Annotated in this window: 13 protein-coding genes; 7 read left to right on the forward strand and 6 right to left on the reverse strand. The window is 65.3% G+C overall.

The genetic code is table 11. The annotated features are described in order from the left end of the window. Window positions 1–9 precede the first annotated feature (9 nt). From AB4Z16_RS25615 to solA, 6 genes are all read left to right on the forward strand, one after another. Window positions 10–537 (forward strand): GNAT family N-acetyltransferase, encoded by a 528-nt coding sequence (locus tag AB4Z16_RS25615; RefSeq protein WP_441514136.1) that lies wholly within the window; start codon window positions 10–12, stop codon window positions 535–537. 27 nt (window positions 538–564) lie between these two features. Next, window positions 565–2,334: an amino acid ABC transporter permease/ATP-binding protein gene (locus AB4Z16_RS25620; RefSeq protein ID WP_441514137.1), complete on the forward strand. Its 1,770-nt coding sequence runs from the start codon at window positions 565–567 to the stop codon at window positions 2,332–2,334. Between the two features lie 43 nt (window positions 2,335–2,377). Then, window positions 2,378–3,319, forward strand: coding sequence for an ABC transporter substrate-binding protein (locus tag AB4Z16_RS25625; RefSeq protein WP_441514138.1), 942 nt, complete (start codon window positions 2,378–2,380; stop codon window positions 3,317–3,319). Between the two features lie 77 nt (window positions 3,320–3,396). After that, window positions 3,397–4,317 carry an ABC transporter substrate-binding protein gene (locus AB4Z16_RS25630; RefSeq protein WP_441514139.1) on the forward strand — a complete coding sequence of 307 codons (921 nt, stop codon included), beginning with the start codon at window positions 3,397–3,399 and terminating at the stop codon, window positions 4,315–4,317. A 7-nt stretch (window positions 4,318–4,324) separates the two neighbouring features. Further along, complete coding sequence (locus AB4Z16_RS25635) at window positions 4,325–5,386, forward strand: LLM class flavin-dependent oxidoreductase (protein ID WP_441514140.1); 1,062 nt, start codon at window positions 4,325–4,327, stop codon at window positions 5,384–5,386. After that, window positions 5,383–6,570, forward strand: coding sequence for an N-methyl-L-tryptophan oxidase (gene solA, locus AB4Z16_RS25640; protein WP_441514141.1), 1,188 nt, complete (start codon window positions 5,383–5,385; stop codon window positions 6,568–6,570). Before AB4Z16_RS25635 ends, solA begins: the two co-directional genes overlap by 4 nt. Before the next feature lie 48 nt (window positions 6,571–6,618). On the opposite strand, the gene AB4Z16_RS25645 is transcribed toward solA, so the two are convergent. Together AB4Z16_RS25645 and AB4Z16_RS25650 are read right to left on the reverse strand one after the other, a co-directional pair. Then, on the reverse strand, window positions 6,619–6,786 hold the full coding sequence (locus tag AB4Z16_RS25645; protein ID WP_441514142.1) for a hypothetical protein: 168 nt from the start codon (window positions 6,784–6,786) through the stop codon (window positions 6,619–6,621). Window positions 6,787–7,547: 761 nt separating this feature from the next. Further along, a complete protein-coding gene (locus AB4Z16_RS25650) occupies window positions 7,548–8,570 on the reverse strand; it encodes a PAS domain S-box protein (RefSeq protein ID WP_441514143.1) in 1,023 nt (340 codons plus the stop codon). Window positions 8,571–9,034: 464 nt separating this feature from the next. Here AB4Z16_RS25650 and AB4Z16_RS25655 point away from each other — a divergent pair, with 464 nt between their 5' ends. Continuing rightward, complete coding sequence (locus AB4Z16_RS25655) at window positions 9,035–9,448, forward strand: LysR substrate-binding domain-containing protein (RefSeq protein WP_441514211.1); 414 nt, start codon at window positions 9,035–9,037, stop codon at window positions 9,446–9,448. Window positions 9,449–9,506: 58 nt separating this feature from the next. Here AB4Z16_RS25655 and AB4Z16_RS25660 read toward each other — a convergent pair whose 3' ends face one another. The 4 genes from AB4Z16_RS25660 to AB4Z16_RS25675 all read right to left on the reverse strand — a co-directional run bounded on the left by AB4Z16_RS25660 (window position 9,507) and on the right by AB4Z16_RS25675 (window position 14,712). Next, window positions 9,507–10,391 (reverse strand): ABC transporter permease, encoded by an 885-nt coding sequence (locus AB4Z16_RS25660; RefSeq protein ID WP_441514144.1) that lies wholly within the window; start codon window positions 10,389–10,391, stop codon window positions 9,507–9,509. After that, window positions 10,388–11,329: an ABC transporter permease gene (locus AB4Z16_RS25665; RefSeq protein WP_441514145.1), complete on the reverse strand. Its 942-nt coding sequence runs from the start codon at window positions 11,327–11,329 to the stop codon at window positions 10,388–10,390. Before AB4Z16_RS25665 ends, AB4Z16_RS25660 begins: the two co-directional genes overlap by 4 nt. Window positions 11,330–11,363: 34 nt before the next feature. Next, window positions 11,364–12,956 carry an ABC transporter substrate-binding protein gene (locus tag AB4Z16_RS25670; RefSeq protein WP_441514146.1) on the reverse strand — a complete coding sequence of 531 codons (1,593 nt, stop codon included), beginning with the start codon at window positions 12,954–12,956 and terminating at the stop codon, window positions 11,364–11,366. Between the two features lie 64 nt (window positions 12,957–13,020). Beyond that, window positions 13,021–14,712 (reverse strand): M20/M25/M40 family metallo-hydrolase, encoded by a 1,692-nt coding sequence (locus AB4Z16_RS25675; RefSeq protein ID WP_441514147.1) that lies wholly within the window; start codon window positions 14,710–14,712, stop codon window positions 13,021–13,023. Window positions 14,713–14,767 lie beyond the last annotated feature (55 nt).

Raw genomic sequence — 14,767 nt, forward strand, 5'->3', positions numbered from 1 at the left:
GAGAATCCGATGACGGATTTGTTTGTCTCGACCAGCCCGGAAGATCCGCTGGCGCAGCCCCTGATTCAGGATCTGATCCGAGAATATGACGGCCGCTATGGCGATGTCCCCGGCCGCGACCCGGCTGTCGTCGAGCTCCATCGCTACCCGCCCGAGCTGTTCCTGCCGCCGCGCGGCCATTTCCTGCTGTTGTTGCGAGGCCGGGAGCCTATCGCCGGCGGCGCCTTCATGCCTCATGCGGAGCCCGAGACGGCCGAGGTCAAGCGTGTTTGGGCGCGCTCCGATCTGCGCCGCCAGGGGCTGGCCGCCCGGGTCGTGCGCGAACTGGAGCGTTTGGCGCTGGAACAGGGCTACCGCCGCTTCTACCTGACGACCGGCAGCCGCCAGCCGGAGGCTGTCGAGCTCTATCGATCGCTCGGCTACGAGCCGCATTTCGACCTGAACGTCGACGCCGGCAAGTTCAGCCATCTGCCCTTCCGCAAACGCCTCGTCGCGTCGATCGACCTGCCCTTTGAGGCCTTCGCCGTTTCGGCCTGAGCCCCCATCCCGTCACAGGATCCAGCCATGACCCTCGCCCTCGACGGCAACGCCGCGACCGTTCCCCCGACGTCCGTGCATGCGGGACGCGCCGGGCTCCGGATCGTTCCGGCCCGTAATCCCTGGCGCATCGCCGGCGGCGCTTTCGCAATCATCGTCGTCGTCGCCGTGCTCAATTCGGTGCTGGGCAATCCGCGCTGGGGCTGGGACGTGTTCGCCGAGTGGTTCTTCGCGGAACCCGTGCTGGTCGGTCTCGGCCGGACGCTGCTTCTGACGCTGCTCGGCGCTCTGCTCGGCTTCACCTTCGGGGCGCTTCTGGCGCTGGCGCGGCTCTCTGGCTCGGCCCCGCTGGCGGCGGTGTCCTGGACCTTCGTCTGGATCTTCCGCTCGATCCCGTTGATCGTCCTCCTGCTGATCCTCAACAATCTCGGCTATCTCTACGAGACCGTCTCGCTCGGCGTGCCCTTCACCGGCTGGACGCTGTTCTCCTACCCGACGACACAGCTCATCAGTCCCTTCATGGCGGCGGTGCTCGGCCTGACGCTCAACCAGGCCGCGTTCTCGGCCGAGTTCATCCGCGGCGGCCTGCTTGCCGTCGACCAGGGCCAGCACGAGGCCGCGGCCGCGCTGGGCCTGCCGAAGCGGCGCCAGTTCTTCCGCATTGTGCTGCCGCAGGCGATGCGCTCGATCACGCCGACCGCCTTCAACGACATCATCGGCCTCGCGAAGGGCACCTCCAACGTCTACATCCTGGCGTTGCCGGAGCTGTTCTACACCGTCCAGGTCATCTATCGCCGCAATCTGGAGGTGATCCCGCTGCTGATGGTGGCGACGGTCTGGTATCTCGTCATCCTGACCGCGCTGTCGGTGGTCCAGTCCCAGATCGAGCGCTATTACGCCCGCGGCGCGTTACGCCAGCGCCCGCCCTCGATCTTCGACCCGCTGCTGCGGCGCTTCGCGCGCGGCAGCGCCTCGGCCGCGGCGACGCCCACCGTGCCGGGCGAGCCTGTCGCACAGGCCCCGCTCGCCCATCGCCGCGGCGGCGAGATCACCATCCGAAGCGTCTCCAAGAGTTTCGGTGAGCTCAAGGTGCTCGACGACGTCTCGCTGACTCTGCCTTCGGGCTCGGTCACCGCGATCATCGGCCCGTCCGGCTCGGGCAAGTCGACGCTGCTGCGCTCGATCAACCATCTCGAACGCCTCGATCGCGGCGCGATCACGCTCGACGGCCAGCTCATCGGCTATCGGCAGCAGGGCGAGCTCCTCTACGAGCTGAAGGAGCGCGAGGTACTTAGCCGGCGAGTCGATGTCGGCATGGTGTTCCAGAACTTCAACCTGTTTCCGCATCTGACGGCGCTGGAGAACATCGTCGAGGCGCCAATCCATGCGCGCCGCACGACCCGTGCCGAAGCCGAGGCCGCGGCCCGCGAACTTCTCGCCCGCGTCGGCCTCTCCGACAAGGCCAATGCCTATCCGCGCCAGCTCTCGGGCGGGCAGCAGCAGCGCGTCGCGATCGCCCGCGCGCTGGCGCTGAAGCCCAAGGCGCTGCTCTTCGACGAGCCCACCTCGGCGCTCGACCCCGAACTGGTCGGCGAGGTGCTGGCCGTCATCAAGGAGCTGGCCCGTTCCGGCGCGACCCTCGTCATCGTCACCCACGAGATCGGCTTCGCCCGCGAGGTTGCCGACCAGGTCGTCTTCATGGATGGCGGCCGCATCGTCGAGGCCGGCCCACCAGAGCGGGTGCTCGACGCGCCCGAACAGCCGCGCACCGCGGAATTCCTCGCCAAGGTGCTGTGAAGCCCCACCGCCTCCATCCCCCTCTCGACCGAAAGGCCCGACCATGACCTCGTCGAACGCATTTTCCCGCCGCGCCTTGCTCGGCCTCCTCGCCGGAGCCGCGCTATTCCCCTCGCTCGCCTTGGCGCAGCAGAGCTTCGACCTGACCGCGGCGCAGAAGGGTCAGCAACGCGCCGAGGCGGTCCCCGAGGCGATCAAGCTCTTGAAGGATGTGAAGCTCGCAAAGCCGGGCACACTCACCATCGCCACCACCGGCACTCGCTTACCCTTCGGCATCAACGCGACCGACGACCAGAAGGTCATCGTCGGCTCCGAGCCCGACATCGCCCGGCTCGTCGCCGACGGCCTCGGCCTGAAGCTCGAACTGGTGCAGGTGGCCTGGGCCGACTGGCCGCTGGGCGTCACGTCCGGCAAATACGACGCGGCGATCTCGAACATCACGGTCACCGAGCAGCGTAAGGAGAAGTTCGACTTCTCGACCTACCGCAAGGACCAGCTAGGCCTGTATGCCGGCGCCAAGAGCGGCATCAAGGAAATCACCAAGCCGGAAGATATCGCAGGGCTTAAGGTCATCGTCTCGTCGGGCACCAACCAGGAGCAGATCCTGCTGCGCTGGATCAAGGCCAATGAGGCCAAGGGCCTCAAGACCACCGAGGTGCAGTATTACGACGACGATGTCGTGCTCTATCTCGCGCTCGATTCCGGCCGGGCCGACGTCTATTTCGGGCCGAACGGCATCCTCGGCTTCAAGTCCGCGCAGACCGGCACCACCCGGCTGGTAGGCTCCTTCTCGGGCGGCTGGCCGGAGACCGCCGAGATCGCCGTGACGACGAAGAAGGGCGCGGGCTTCGCGGATGCGATCGCCGCCGTCATCAACGCTCAGATCAAGAACGGCAACTACCAGAAGTCGCTGGCGCGCTGGGGCCTCGCGGCAGAGGCGATAGAACTCTCCCGGGCCAATCCGGCGGGTCTGCCCAAGAGCTGACCTGCGCGTCTTCGCCAGCTTTCTTCCCCTCGATCTACGGGGCGCCGGTGGGCGCCCCCTTCGCTCGGAGACCCGCCATGATCACCCGCAGAGCGGCCATCGCCGCCGCCGTATTCTCGCTCGCGGCGCCTGCCCTCGCCCAGTCGGTCTACGACCTCAATCCCGAACAGCCAGGCCGGCCGCGCGTGCAGCCCAACCCGGCCGCCATCACGGCAATCTCGAAGGACTTCAAGTTCGTGGAGCCCGGCGTGTTCACGGTGGCGACCAACGCCAGCACGCCGCCCCTTGCAACCTATGCGACCGACTCCAATACGCTGGTGGGTGCGGATCCGGATGTCGCCCAGCTCATCGCCGACAGCCTCGGCCTCAAGCTCAAGCTCGTACCGACACCCTGGGCCGACTGGCCGCTCGGCGTGATCTCCGGCAAATACGACGCGGCGATCTCGAATATCGGCGTGACGGAGCAGCGCAAGGAGAAGTTCGATTTCTCCAGCTACCGGCTCGGGCTGCATGGCTTCTTCGTCAAGGCCGACAGCAAGGTCGAGAAGATCGCCGAGCCGAAGGATCTGGCAGGCCTGCGCGTCGTGCTCGGCGCCGGCACCAACCAGGAACGCATCCTGCTTGAATGGAGCAAGCAGAACGTCGCCGGCGGGCTCAGGCCGATTGAGCTCATCGCCTTCGACGACGAGGCCAATCGCCTGCTGGCCCTGTCCTCCGGGCGCGCCGACGTCATCGTCCAGCCCCATGCGCAGCTTCTCTTCATCCAGCAGCGCGACCGGAACATCAGGCGCGTCGGCGTGCTCAGCGCCGGCTGGCCCGAGCGCTCGGACGTCGCTGTCGCGACCCGGAAGGGGGCCGGCCTCGCCGAGGCGATCACGATCGCGCTGGACGGCGTGTATCGCGACGGCCGCTTCGACGCCGCTCTGAAGCGCTGGGGCGTCGAAGAGGAGCGCCTCGACAAGCCGCAGACCAATCCTCCCGGCCTGCCGAAATATTGAGGGCGCGATGGTTATTGCCTCGCTCGGCTTCCTGACACCCGGCACCTTTACCCTGGACGATCCCGCCGCCGGCCTCGAGCGAGGGCTCGAGTTGTTCGCGCTGGGTGAGCGCCTCGGCTACGATTCGGCTTGGGTCCGGCAACGGCATCTCGAGCGCGGCGTCTCCTCGGCCGCGACCTTTCTCGCCGCCGCAAGCCAGCGCACGCGCCGGATCGAGCTCGGTACGGCGGTCATCCAGCTCGGCTACGAGAATCCGTTCCGCCTCGCCGAGGATCTCGCCACGGTCGACGCTCTGTCCCACGGGCGCCTGCAAATTGGGATCAGCGTCGGCGCGCCCGCCCATTCCGACTATCTCGGCGCGCATTTCTTCGACGGCGTTCCCAAGGCCGCCGACTACGGTTACGAACGGGCGCTGCGCCTGCGCGAGAACCTGCGCAGCCCGCTGCTGGGCGACGAGCATGCGGTGATCGCCTCGCCCGCCGGGCCGCAGCGGCCGCGCCTGCATCCTGTCGCGCCCGGACTCGACGAGCGCCTATGGTACGGCGGCGGCTCGTTGCGCTCGGCCGCCTGGGCCGGGCACAACGGCTTTGATCTGCTGACCGGCAACATCGTCCAGGGCGAGACGACGGATCGCTTCTTTGAGGCCCAGCAGCACATCGTCGAAACCTTCCTCGACGCCTGGTCCGGCGCACGTCCGCCGCAGATTGCGCTGGGGCGGGTCATCGTTCCGACGGATGGCGCCGATGTCGCCTCGCGCCGCCGCTACGCGGATTATGCGCAAGGCCGGACGGCCCGCACTCTGGACCCGCAAGGACCGAAGCGTACGCTTTTCGCCCCCGATCTCGTCGGCAGCACCGACCAGATTCTGTCGCAGCTGCGCAGCGATCCGGTCCTGCCTCATGCGACGGCCTTCAGGCTGGAGCTGCCCTATGATTTCGAGCTCGCCGAATACCAGCAGATCCTGGACGACGTGCTGCGCCGCGTCGCTCCGGAGCTGGGCTGGCGGCGGCCGGCCTTGCCGCCTGAGCGGCCAGTTCGTGTCGTGCCACTGCAAGGTCGCCTCCCATGAACAACCGTCTGACGGCGGACATCGTCGTACTCGGCCTCGGCGCCATGGGCGCCGCCAGCCTTTTCCAGCTCGCCGCACGGGGAGCGGACGTCCTCGGCGTCGACCAGTTCCGGCCACCGCACGAGCTGGGCTCGAGCCACGGAGAGACGCGCATTACGCGCCTGGCTGTCGCAGAAGGATCGGCGCTGGCCCCACTCGTGCGTCGGTCACACGAGATCTGGGCGGAGCTCGAAGAGCGCAGCGGGGAGAGCCTGTTCGGGCGCGTCGGATTTCTCGCCATATCGAGCGAGGTGCCACGGCCGAGCCCGGCCGATTTCGTCGAGCGCACGCTTGCCGTCGCGCGTGCAACTGGCACGCGCCATGAACTGATCGGCGCGGACGAAGCAGGTCGCCGCTATCCCTGGCTGAGCCTGTCCGAAAGCGACCGCGTCTATTACGAACCGGAGGGCGGGTATCTCAGCCCGGAGCGCTGCATCGCAGTCCAGCTCCGTCTCGCCGAGGCATCGGGCGCGCGCGCGGCTTTCGACACGCGCGTAAGCGAGATCGTGCCGCATGGCGATCATGTCGAGCTGCGAACGGGGCGTGGCACGATCGCGGCTGGCCAAGTCGTGGTCAGCGCGGGTGCCTGGGCCGGCCGCCTGCTCGGCCCCCGCATCGCGAGCCTGCTACGGCCAACCCGCGAGATCCTGCACTGGTATCGGGTCGATCCCTCGGTGCCGGCGGGCTGGGACGAGGCCCCGGTCTACATCTGGTCCTACGGCCCGCGCCCGGAGGACGGCTTCTACGGCTTCCCAGCGCGGGACGGCGCGGTGAAGCTCGCTCACGGTGAGAAAACGCACGGCGTCGATCCCGACGATTTCGACCGCTCGAGCGAGGATGGAGAATCCAGAGCCTTCTATTCGCGTGCGGCAGAAGGTCGGCTGAAAGGGCTGCGGATCGGCGAGACGCGGCGCAAGACCTGCCTCTATACAGTCTCGCCCGACAACGGCTTCATCATCGATCGCTGGCCGGACAGCGAGCGCGTGCTCGTGGTGTCCCCCTGCTCGGGGCACGGCTTCAAGCATTCGGCAGCAATCGGCGAGGCGGTCGCCCAGACGATTTTCGATGGCGCGAGCGGCATCGATCTGTCGAGTTTCGGGTTGGCCCGGTTCCGCGATCGCACCGAACTGCCGATCTCCAGATGAGCCGGTGGCGCGACGCTGCCCCCCGGATGGGGTGGCCGCCGCGCCGGTTCATTCCACGTAGGAGAGATAGCGTTCGCCGCTGTCGGGGAAGATCACCACGATGGTCTTGCCGGCATTCTCGGGCCTGGCAGCCAGCGTCAGCGCGGCAGCGGCCCGATCCGAAAAGAGTTTCGGCGGCCGATGCTTCGCCTCTCTGTCCCGCTCGCGCTCCTGCATTCGCTTAGCCTGCGCTCGTGCTTCATGTGAGCCCTCTCTGACGCCGCAGCCCAAGAACCCCAGTTGCCCAGAACAGTTGCATCCTTCCCTCGAAGGATGGCCCGCACGGCCGGGCCCACGCTTTCCTCCAAAACACGTCCATGAACCGTATCATGCTTCTCGCCTTGGGATCGCTGTCGCTTGCCGGCTGCCAGACGCCGATCCGCTGGGCGTGGCGTTGGCGCGACGGTCCGCCGACGCTGCCGCCACCTAAGCCGCACGGCGGATAGGAACGAAGGATGCGGTCGCGCGTTCCGCCTTCGAGACACCTCGAATCCTCACCTGGCGCCGTCAGCCTCGGCTGTCGGGGCCTTTTTTGTGTGAACGGACCCCGCCAGAGAGCTTGGCGTTTGGCCATAAATAATGGGATCACCCTATGCCTGGATATCGTTTCACCACCGACAACGGGAGGTGGACAAGGCGACGAGGCTTTGGTCTACCCCGATGACAAAGCCGCCGCGCACGCCGCTCAGGAAGCTTTGGCCGACATGGCCAAAGAGGAGCTCCTGACGGTCCGGCGCTGGATCTCAGCGCGTCTGTCGAGAAACATGATGGTCAGCCCGTTTACCGTGCAACTTTAAAATTCAGGGGCGAGACGGCCGAGTAAGCTCAAGGAGCGGCGGCCGCAGACGACGTGTCCACCGATGACGCGGTCGAAGCAGTCCAGGGGGCGCTGGATAGTCGCCAAACGTAGGGCGGTGTTGCAAGCCGATTGAGGCCCATCAAGCTAGGGACGTTTTCGGAATAGAGAGCGAAAGGGCCAGACCTGACTCCTGCCAATCTCGCTCGACGGTAGCGTGTAATGCGCCAGCCAATCCTTGCTCCAACCTGCTACCGAAACCTGCAGCTCGTAGGACGGGGGCAGGTCCGCCCATCTCCTTCCAGGTCAGTATGAGGTCATCATCGGAACGAGAAATCTCGATCATGAGACGGCCGGCATCCCTGGACAATGATCCATGTTTTGCGGCGTTCGTAGCCCATTCGTGGAGCAACAGAGCCAAATTGGTGACGGCCTTTCCCCCTATTTCACAATCGTCGCCGCAGACCTCGATCCGGTCATCGAGGGCGTAGGGTTCCAGGATGACTTGGACGAGCGAACGAAGCGTCAAGTGCCCGGAATCGGGCCCGTGGGAACGGTCCGCGAGGATCAGTTCGTGGGCCCGAGCCAACGAAGATAGTCTGGCCTGCAGCCCATCGATAACCTCGGCTTGATTACCCTTCGAGCGGGCGCTGATAGAGACGATTGCCGTTGCCAGGGCGAACAGGTTTTTGATGCGATGATGCATCTCGCCGATCAGCAGCTGCTGTTGCTGCTGAGCTCTCAGGCGTTCGGTGATGTCACGGGCAATTTTAGAAGCGCCGACGATTTTACCAGCTTCATTACGGATGGGCGAAATTGTCAGCGAGATGTCGATCAGTGAGCCGTCCTTGCGTCGACGTTGGGTCTCGAAATGATCAACGCGGTTGCCCTTCTGGATCTCCGACAGAATCATCGGCTCTTCATTCAGCCTGTCGGGCGGAATTAAGATGGTGACGGATCGGCCTATTACTTCTTCGGGCGGGTAGCCGAACAGCCGCGTCGCGCCGCCATTCCAGCTCTGGATAATTCCGTTCAAGTTCTTGCTGACAATCGCATCATCCGATCCGTCGATGATCGCTGCCAGCCAGTCTCTAGGATCTGGCGTACTCGCGCTGTCGTCTAATTCTGGCCGCAGAACTGCCGAAACTACCATGCTATTCGACAATCTAGCCTCCGCCATATTGTACAAAGGCAACGCTACCGCATGAAATCGCTGCTTTGCTTCGCCGCGCGCGCTATCCGGTGAATCCAGACGCGAACACTATTTTGACGATTGGCCTTATCTGACGCTACCTTGTCAAGTTGCACACTGGTAAGGGAGCGATACTGTTGCTCTGCTTCAACACTGAACTTCACCTCGCCGCCTCGTCGTTCGGCCGTGGTTCGAGCAGCTTGCACCGCCTCTTGGATATGGGGCGAGTGGCCATAGGTCGCCCCCGTAACATCGCGGTAGGCCCCACACCGGGCCGACGCGGCAAACTAGAAGCTTCTGCATTCGCGTGTTCCAAAGCAGGTCTGTAAACGCCCCAAATTTACAAAGGTTCCCGCGCATTTCCCTGGGAGGAAGCATAGCCGCTGGCCTTTAGGGGGCTGCGGTTGAACGGGCGATAGGATCAATTCTTTTGCCTGCTGCCGGCCGTAACGAAGGTTCTCGCCGACTATCGCGATATCATTATCGAGATCGTCACGACCTATGAGCTCTCGGACGTCGTCGCCGAGGCGTTCGACGCCGCCGTCAGGCTGGGCGAGCACGTCGCCAAGGACATGGTCGCGGTTCGGCTCGGGCCCGACATCCCTATGGCGATCGTCGGGACGCCCGGCTACCCCCCAGCTCAGCCCGCTCCGGCCATGCCGCAGGACCTCGTGGGCCACCGCGGCATCAATCTGCGCCTGCCGACGCCAGGCACGGTCAATGCTTGGCGACTCGTCCAGGATGAGCGAGAGGTCCGCGCGCGCGTCGATGGGCCGCTGGTCTTCAATGCTGTCAGCGCATACGGGCTCGACTATAAGACTGACGCGAGCCAATACACTGCGCTTCGTTAATGGAGCGATCGGACGAGCGATCGCTTTATCAAGATTACAGGCTGTGTGACATGTTGGTTCAATAGATTCTACGCGGGTCGAGGGCATCTCGCAGCCCATCCCCGAGGAGATTGACGGCAAGCACTGTGGCCGAAAGGAAAGCTGCCGGGATCAGCACGATATAGAACTTGAGCTGCCAGAGCGTCCTGCCCTCCGCCATGATGTTTCCCCAGGACGGTGTAATCGGCGGCGTCCCTGCGCCGATGAAGGACAGCACGGCTTCGGTGACCATCGCCGCCGCGCTGATATAGGTCGCCTGCACAATCAGGGGAGAAAGCGAGTTCGGCAGGATGTGGCGGACGATGATCCGGGGCGTACTCGCACCGGCGGCCGTGGCGGCCTCGACATAGGGCTGCTCGCGTAGGGAGAGAACCGTCGAGCGGACCAGGCGCGTCACGCGCGGGATCTCGACGATCGTCAGGGCGACGATCACGTTGATGACCGAGCCCTTCGTGAGAGCCATCAGCGCGATCGCCAGTAGCATCGACGGGATCGACATCAGCCCGTCCATGATGCGCATGACGACGACGTCGACGCGCTTGATGAAGCCCGCTATCAGGCCGATCAGCAGGCCGCCGGCCGACGAGAGGATCGCGACCGAAAACCCGACCAGCAGCGAGATGCGGGCGCCATACAGGACGCGGGAATACAGGTCGCGCCCGAGCATGTCGGTGCCGAAGAAGAACTGGGCGGAAGGCTCGCGCAGCCGGCGCGCCAGCGACGTCGCCGTCGGGTCAATCGTGCCCAGCATCGGGGCCAGTATGGCGATCGCGACCATTGCGATCAGGACGGCCGATCCGAACGGGATCGTCGGATGCCGCCGCATCAGCTTGAGCGCCTCGGCAAGGCGGGAGCCTTCGGAAGACCTGCCAACGGTGCCGGCGTGGAGCAGGGAGGAGTTCAATAGCGGATCCTCGGATCGACGAGCGTGTAGATAAGGTCCACGGCCAGGTTGACGAGCACGTAGACGAACGAAAAAATCAGCACGAGCCCTTGGATGACGGGGTAGTCGCGGCGCAGGATGGCATCGACGGTCAGCCGCCCCATGCCAGGTATCGTGAAGACGGTTTCAGTGACGACCGTGCCGCCGATCAGCGCGGCGAAACCGATGCCGATAACCGTGATGACCGGCACAGCACCGTTCTTGAGCGCGTGCAGGAACAGGACGGAGTGAGGGCCCAGGCCCTTGGCGCGCGCGGTCCGGACATAGTCCTGCTGCAGGACCTCCAGCATCGATGCGCGCGTGATCCGGGCGATCAGGACGATGTAGACGAAACCGAGCGTGACGGCGGGCAGAATGAGGCGTTGCAGCCACGGCCAGAGCCCTTCCGACAGCGGCGAGTAGCCCTGCGGCGGTAGCCATTGCAGCTTCAAGGCGAAGGCCCATGCCAGGATGTAGCCGACGACGAAGAGCGGTACCGAGAAACCGACCACCGAGACGCTCATGATCGTCCGGTCGATCCAGCTGCCGCTCTTCCAGGCCGCAACCACGCCGAGCGGGACGGCGATGCAGACCGAGAGCAGGAGCGTCAGCAGCATGACCGAAACAGTCGGCCCAACCCGCTCCGCCATCAGCGCCGTCACCGGCTGGCCCGTGAAGACGGAGTTGCCAAGATCGAAATGGACCAGCCGCCACAGCCAGTTGCCGAATTGCACGAGGAAGGGCTGGTCCAAGCCGAGGCTCTGCCTGATCCGCTCGATATCCGCCGTTGAAGCCTGGTCCCCCGCGATCATCGTTGCGGGATCGCCGGGTGCGAGGAACAGCAGCGAGAACACGGTCAGCGCGACGACCAGCATGACCGGTATCGTCGCGAGGATGCGTTTCAGGATGTAGGCGAGCATGGAGCGGTCTCCTCATGCCGCAGGGAGGGCGAAATCAGCCACGACGGATGTTCCAGAACACCGTCGCAGTCGGCACACGATCGACCAGGTGTTTTTTGAGCGCGGTCTGGCGGTAGATGGCGCCGAGCGGAAGGGCCGGGAGCTCATCCATCCCGACGACCTGCATCTCCTGCGCGATGCGCTTGCGGTCGTCGACGGATGGCGAGTTGAGCCAGGCGTCGCGGAGTTCTTCGAGCTTCGGAACGGTCGGCCAGCCGAACCAGGCGTTGCGCCCATTGCCGCGCAGCATGATGTTGGTGCCGGGATCAACGAACCAGGTGCCGGGGAAGAGCCAGCAGCTCAACGACCAGCCGCCCTTGTCGATCGGCTCTTCGGAGCGGCGGCGCTGGGCGACGGAAGCATTGTCGAGAAGCGCGATATCCAGATTCAGGCCGAGCTTGCCGAGCATGTCCGCCGCGACCTGGGCCAGCGGCGTGGTCGAAGCCGGGCTGTCAGCGGCGCCAAGCAGGCGAACCCGCTCGTTGGCATAGCCAGCCTCCTTCAGGAGCTGCCGGGCCTTCTCGATGCTGCGGGGACCTTTCAGCGGGTCGAGGCCGGCATCGCTGGCGAGCGCCGTGCCGGGTGGGAAGAACCCGCTGCCGGTCGCGAAGTTCTGCGGGTTGGTGCCGGCGACGGACATGCAGAACTCCGCCTGGTCGATTGCGGGGAGCAATGCTTGGCGAATCTTCTTGTTGTTGAACGGGGCATGCAGGGCATTGATCCGCATCATCGCCATCGAGGGGATGTCCTCGAGGCGCGGCAGGTCGATATCCTTGAAGCCGGCCAGCAGCTCGACCGTTTCTGACGTCGGTCCGCCGATCCAATCGACATCACCAGTCTGGAGCGCCGCGGCGGCCGTTGCGGCGTCGGGAATGCGGCGCCATTCGACACGATCGAAATGGACCATCTTCGGGCCTGCCGTCAGGCCGCGCGCGGTGCTGGGCGTAGGCTGATAGCCCTGGAACTTCTCGAACACCGCAAGATTGCCAAGCTGGAACTCGTCGGCCTTGAACTTGAACGGGCCCGAGCCGGTCCGATCGGTGATCTGCGTCTTCACATCTGTCTGGGCGACCCGCTCGGGCATGATGAGAGGCACGGGAGCGCTGAGTTGCCCCAGTACGGCGGGCAGGATCGGGAAGGGGCGCTTGAGGCGGAAGCGCAGCGTCCGGTCGTCGACCGCGACGAGTTCGTCCGTCAGCGCGAACAGCGTCGCGCCCATCGGCGCGGCCTGCGACCAGCGCTTCAGGCTGGCGACGCAATCGCGGGCGCGGATCGGCTCGCCGTCATGGAAGGTGATGTTGCTTCGCAGCGTGATGGTGCAGCTACGCCCGTCATCGCCCCAGAGCAGGCCTTCGGCAAGCTGCGGCTGCGGCTGGAAATTCGCATCCAGCCCGAACAGCGTATCGTAGATCATGTAGCCGTAGTCGCGGGTGATATCGACCGTCGACCACATCGGGTCGAAAATCGTCAGGTCCGTATAAGGCACGAACCGAAGCACTTTCTGCCGGGCTGATTGCGAAAGAGCCGGAGCACTGATGCCGGCGAGTGCGGCGGCGGCGCCGGCTTTGATGAAGCTGCGACGGTCCATGGTGATCCCCTGTTGGATTGTGCGGCTGTGAAAGCCGCAGCGATTGGTCGAAAGCCGGACTGGGTCAGGGCGTGCCGTTGCGCGCGGCCTCGACCAGCTCGATGGCTTGCGAAAGACCATGCGCGATGCGGTTGGCGCGCTGGCGCAAGTGCACCCCCGCCATCCGGGTGGCATCGGCATCGAGGCGATTGAGCGTCAGAGCCGCCGCCAGCCCGGGCAGGATCCTGCTGGCCCGGCCGAGGTCGAACTCGAAGGCGCTGCGCGCGTGATAAAGAACCGGGTTGAGATGGCGGCCGAGGCGCAGAAGGAGCCGGTCGTCGGATGCGGTCGGCGCCCAGCCGGCGAGCGCATCGGCAAGTCTCTCGGCAAGGCAGGTCAGGCGCGCGATATCGTCGAGCGCCGGGGCGGCGTCACGATAGACGCGCAGGCCTGCGAGCACGTCGCCCGCCATGGCTGCGGGCTTGAAGGGCAGGGCGCGGGCGTCGATCAATCCCGCGACGAGGTTTCGATAAATTAGCGTGTCGACGGCCAGGACTGCGGCGTCCATATGCTCGATCGTGTCCTGATCTGTGTGCCACCACCAGGCCAGGCCGCTGCCGTGTAGATGTTCCGGGCTGGCAGCCGGGAGGAAGGCGCTAACCTGAGCCGTGGCGAGCCCGATTCCGCTGAAGCTCTGGTCGGAGTTACGTGCCGAGCGCCGGGGATCGATATAGGGATCGAGCCGCTTGACCGAGCGGTCGACGAAATCCTCTTCCTCTTGCGTCTGCTTGCCGACCGTTCCGTCAAGCACCTGCCTGACGTAGTCGACCAATTCAGCGGTCGTGTTCCGCAGGGCCTTGGTGGTGCCGCCGCGGCTGCCGACAATATCGACATTGAGATAGGCGATGGCGTCCCGGTAGAGCGAGGCACGAAATGCGTCGGCATACCAGGATGAGCCGGCGTAGCCGCCCTGTTCGTGCCCGGTCCAGAAGGCGAACTTGATGCCGTAGCGGGGCTTGGGCTGCTGCTTGAGCAGCCGCGCGAGCTCGATCAGTAGGGCGACGCCGGCCGTGTTGTCGGTCGCACCGTCCCCCCATGTGCAGTAATGCGCGCCGAGCAGGACATAGCCCGGCTCCCGCCCCTCGATCTCGCCGACGGGCTGCTGGGCGGCACGCCATTCCGTGCGGATTTCGCTGGTCATGGTGATCTGCGAGCCGCTTGCGATGGCTTGCGCCAGAACGGCGGCGGCGTCGCGCGAAACCTGTATCGCGGGCACGCTCGGCAGCAGGGCGAGATCGGCCGGGCCTGTCGGCGCGCCCCACAGCGGCGAAGCCTGTACGTAATGGCGCTGCGGCCCATGCGAGATGGCGATGACGCCGAGCGCGCCGGCCTTCTGCGCACTGATGCAGGAGTCGTAGCGCGGTAGTCCATCGATCACCAGAAAGGCGCCGTTCAGGTCGGCCGATTCCAAAGAGCGGGTGACGCGGCCGCTCAGCTTGTCGGCAGAGGCCGTGAAGGCGGAGCCATTGGCCGGCAGCACAGTGCCATTGACAGCGAGAGACGCCTTGACGGGCCAACTGATGAAGGCGTCGAGTTCGAGGATCTGATTGGCAACGCCGCAGGACGTCAACTGTTCGCATATGAAGCGACAGGCGGTTGCGGCGCTGTCCGATCCCGGCAGCTTTCGGCCGAGCGCGGACAGGGTGGCCACCGTCGCCTGCAACCTCACCGCGGAGATGCCGGCAGCTTTCGGATCAGTGAGTATCGCAAGCGTCATCTGGCCCTCGGCCGTCATGAAAAGTGGGATTTGCGGAGCGACGGCATGGCGATCG

The organism is Allobosea sp. TAF32 (assembly GCF_052113585.1).
Classification (GTDB): Bacteria; Pseudomonadota; Alphaproteobacteria; order Rhizobiales; family Beijerinckiaceae; genus Allobosea.

Bases quoted from the DNA above. Each gene is read 5' to 3' on its own strand.
- AB4Z16_RS25615 (WP_441514136.1), top strand. From the start codon at position 10: ATGACGGATTTGTTTGTCTCGACCAGCCCGGAAGATCCGCTGGCGCAG.
- AB4Z16_RS25620 (WP_441514137.1), top strand. From the start codon at position 565: ATGACCCTCGCCCTCGACGGCAACGCCGCGACCGTTCCCCCGACGTCC.
- AB4Z16_RS25625 (WP_441514138.1), top strand. From the start codon at position 2,378: ATGACCTCGTCGAACGCATTTTCCCGCCGCGCCTTGCTCGGCCTCCTC.
- AB4Z16_RS25630 (WP_441514139.1), top strand. From the start codon at position 3,397: ATGATCACCCGCAGAGCGGCCATCGCCGCCGCCGTATTCTCGCTCGCG.
- AB4Z16_RS25635 (WP_441514140.1), top strand. From the start codon at position 4,325: ATGGTTATTGCCTCGCTCGGCTTCCTGACACCCGGCACCTTTACCCTG.
- solA (WP_441514141.1), top strand. From the start codon at position 5,383: ATGAACAACCGTCTGACGGCGGACATCGTCGTACTCGGCCTCGGCGCC.
- AB4Z16_RS25645 (WP_441514142.1), bottom strand. From the start codon at position 6,786: ATGCAGGAGCGCGAGCGGGACAGAGAGGCGAAGCATCGGCCGCCGAAA.
- AB4Z16_RS25665 (WP_441514145.1), bottom strand. From the start codon at position 11,329: ATGCTCGCCTACATCCTGAAACGCATCCTCGCGACGATACCGGTCATG.
- AB4Z16_RS25670 (WP_441514146.1), bottom strand. From the start codon at position 12,956: ATGGACCGTCGCAGCTTCATCAAAGCCGGCGCCGCCGCCGCACTCGCC.
- AB4Z16_RS25675 (WP_441514147.1), bottom strand. From the start codon at position 14,712: ATGACGCTTGCGATACTCACTGATCCGAAAGCTGCCGGCATCTCCGCG.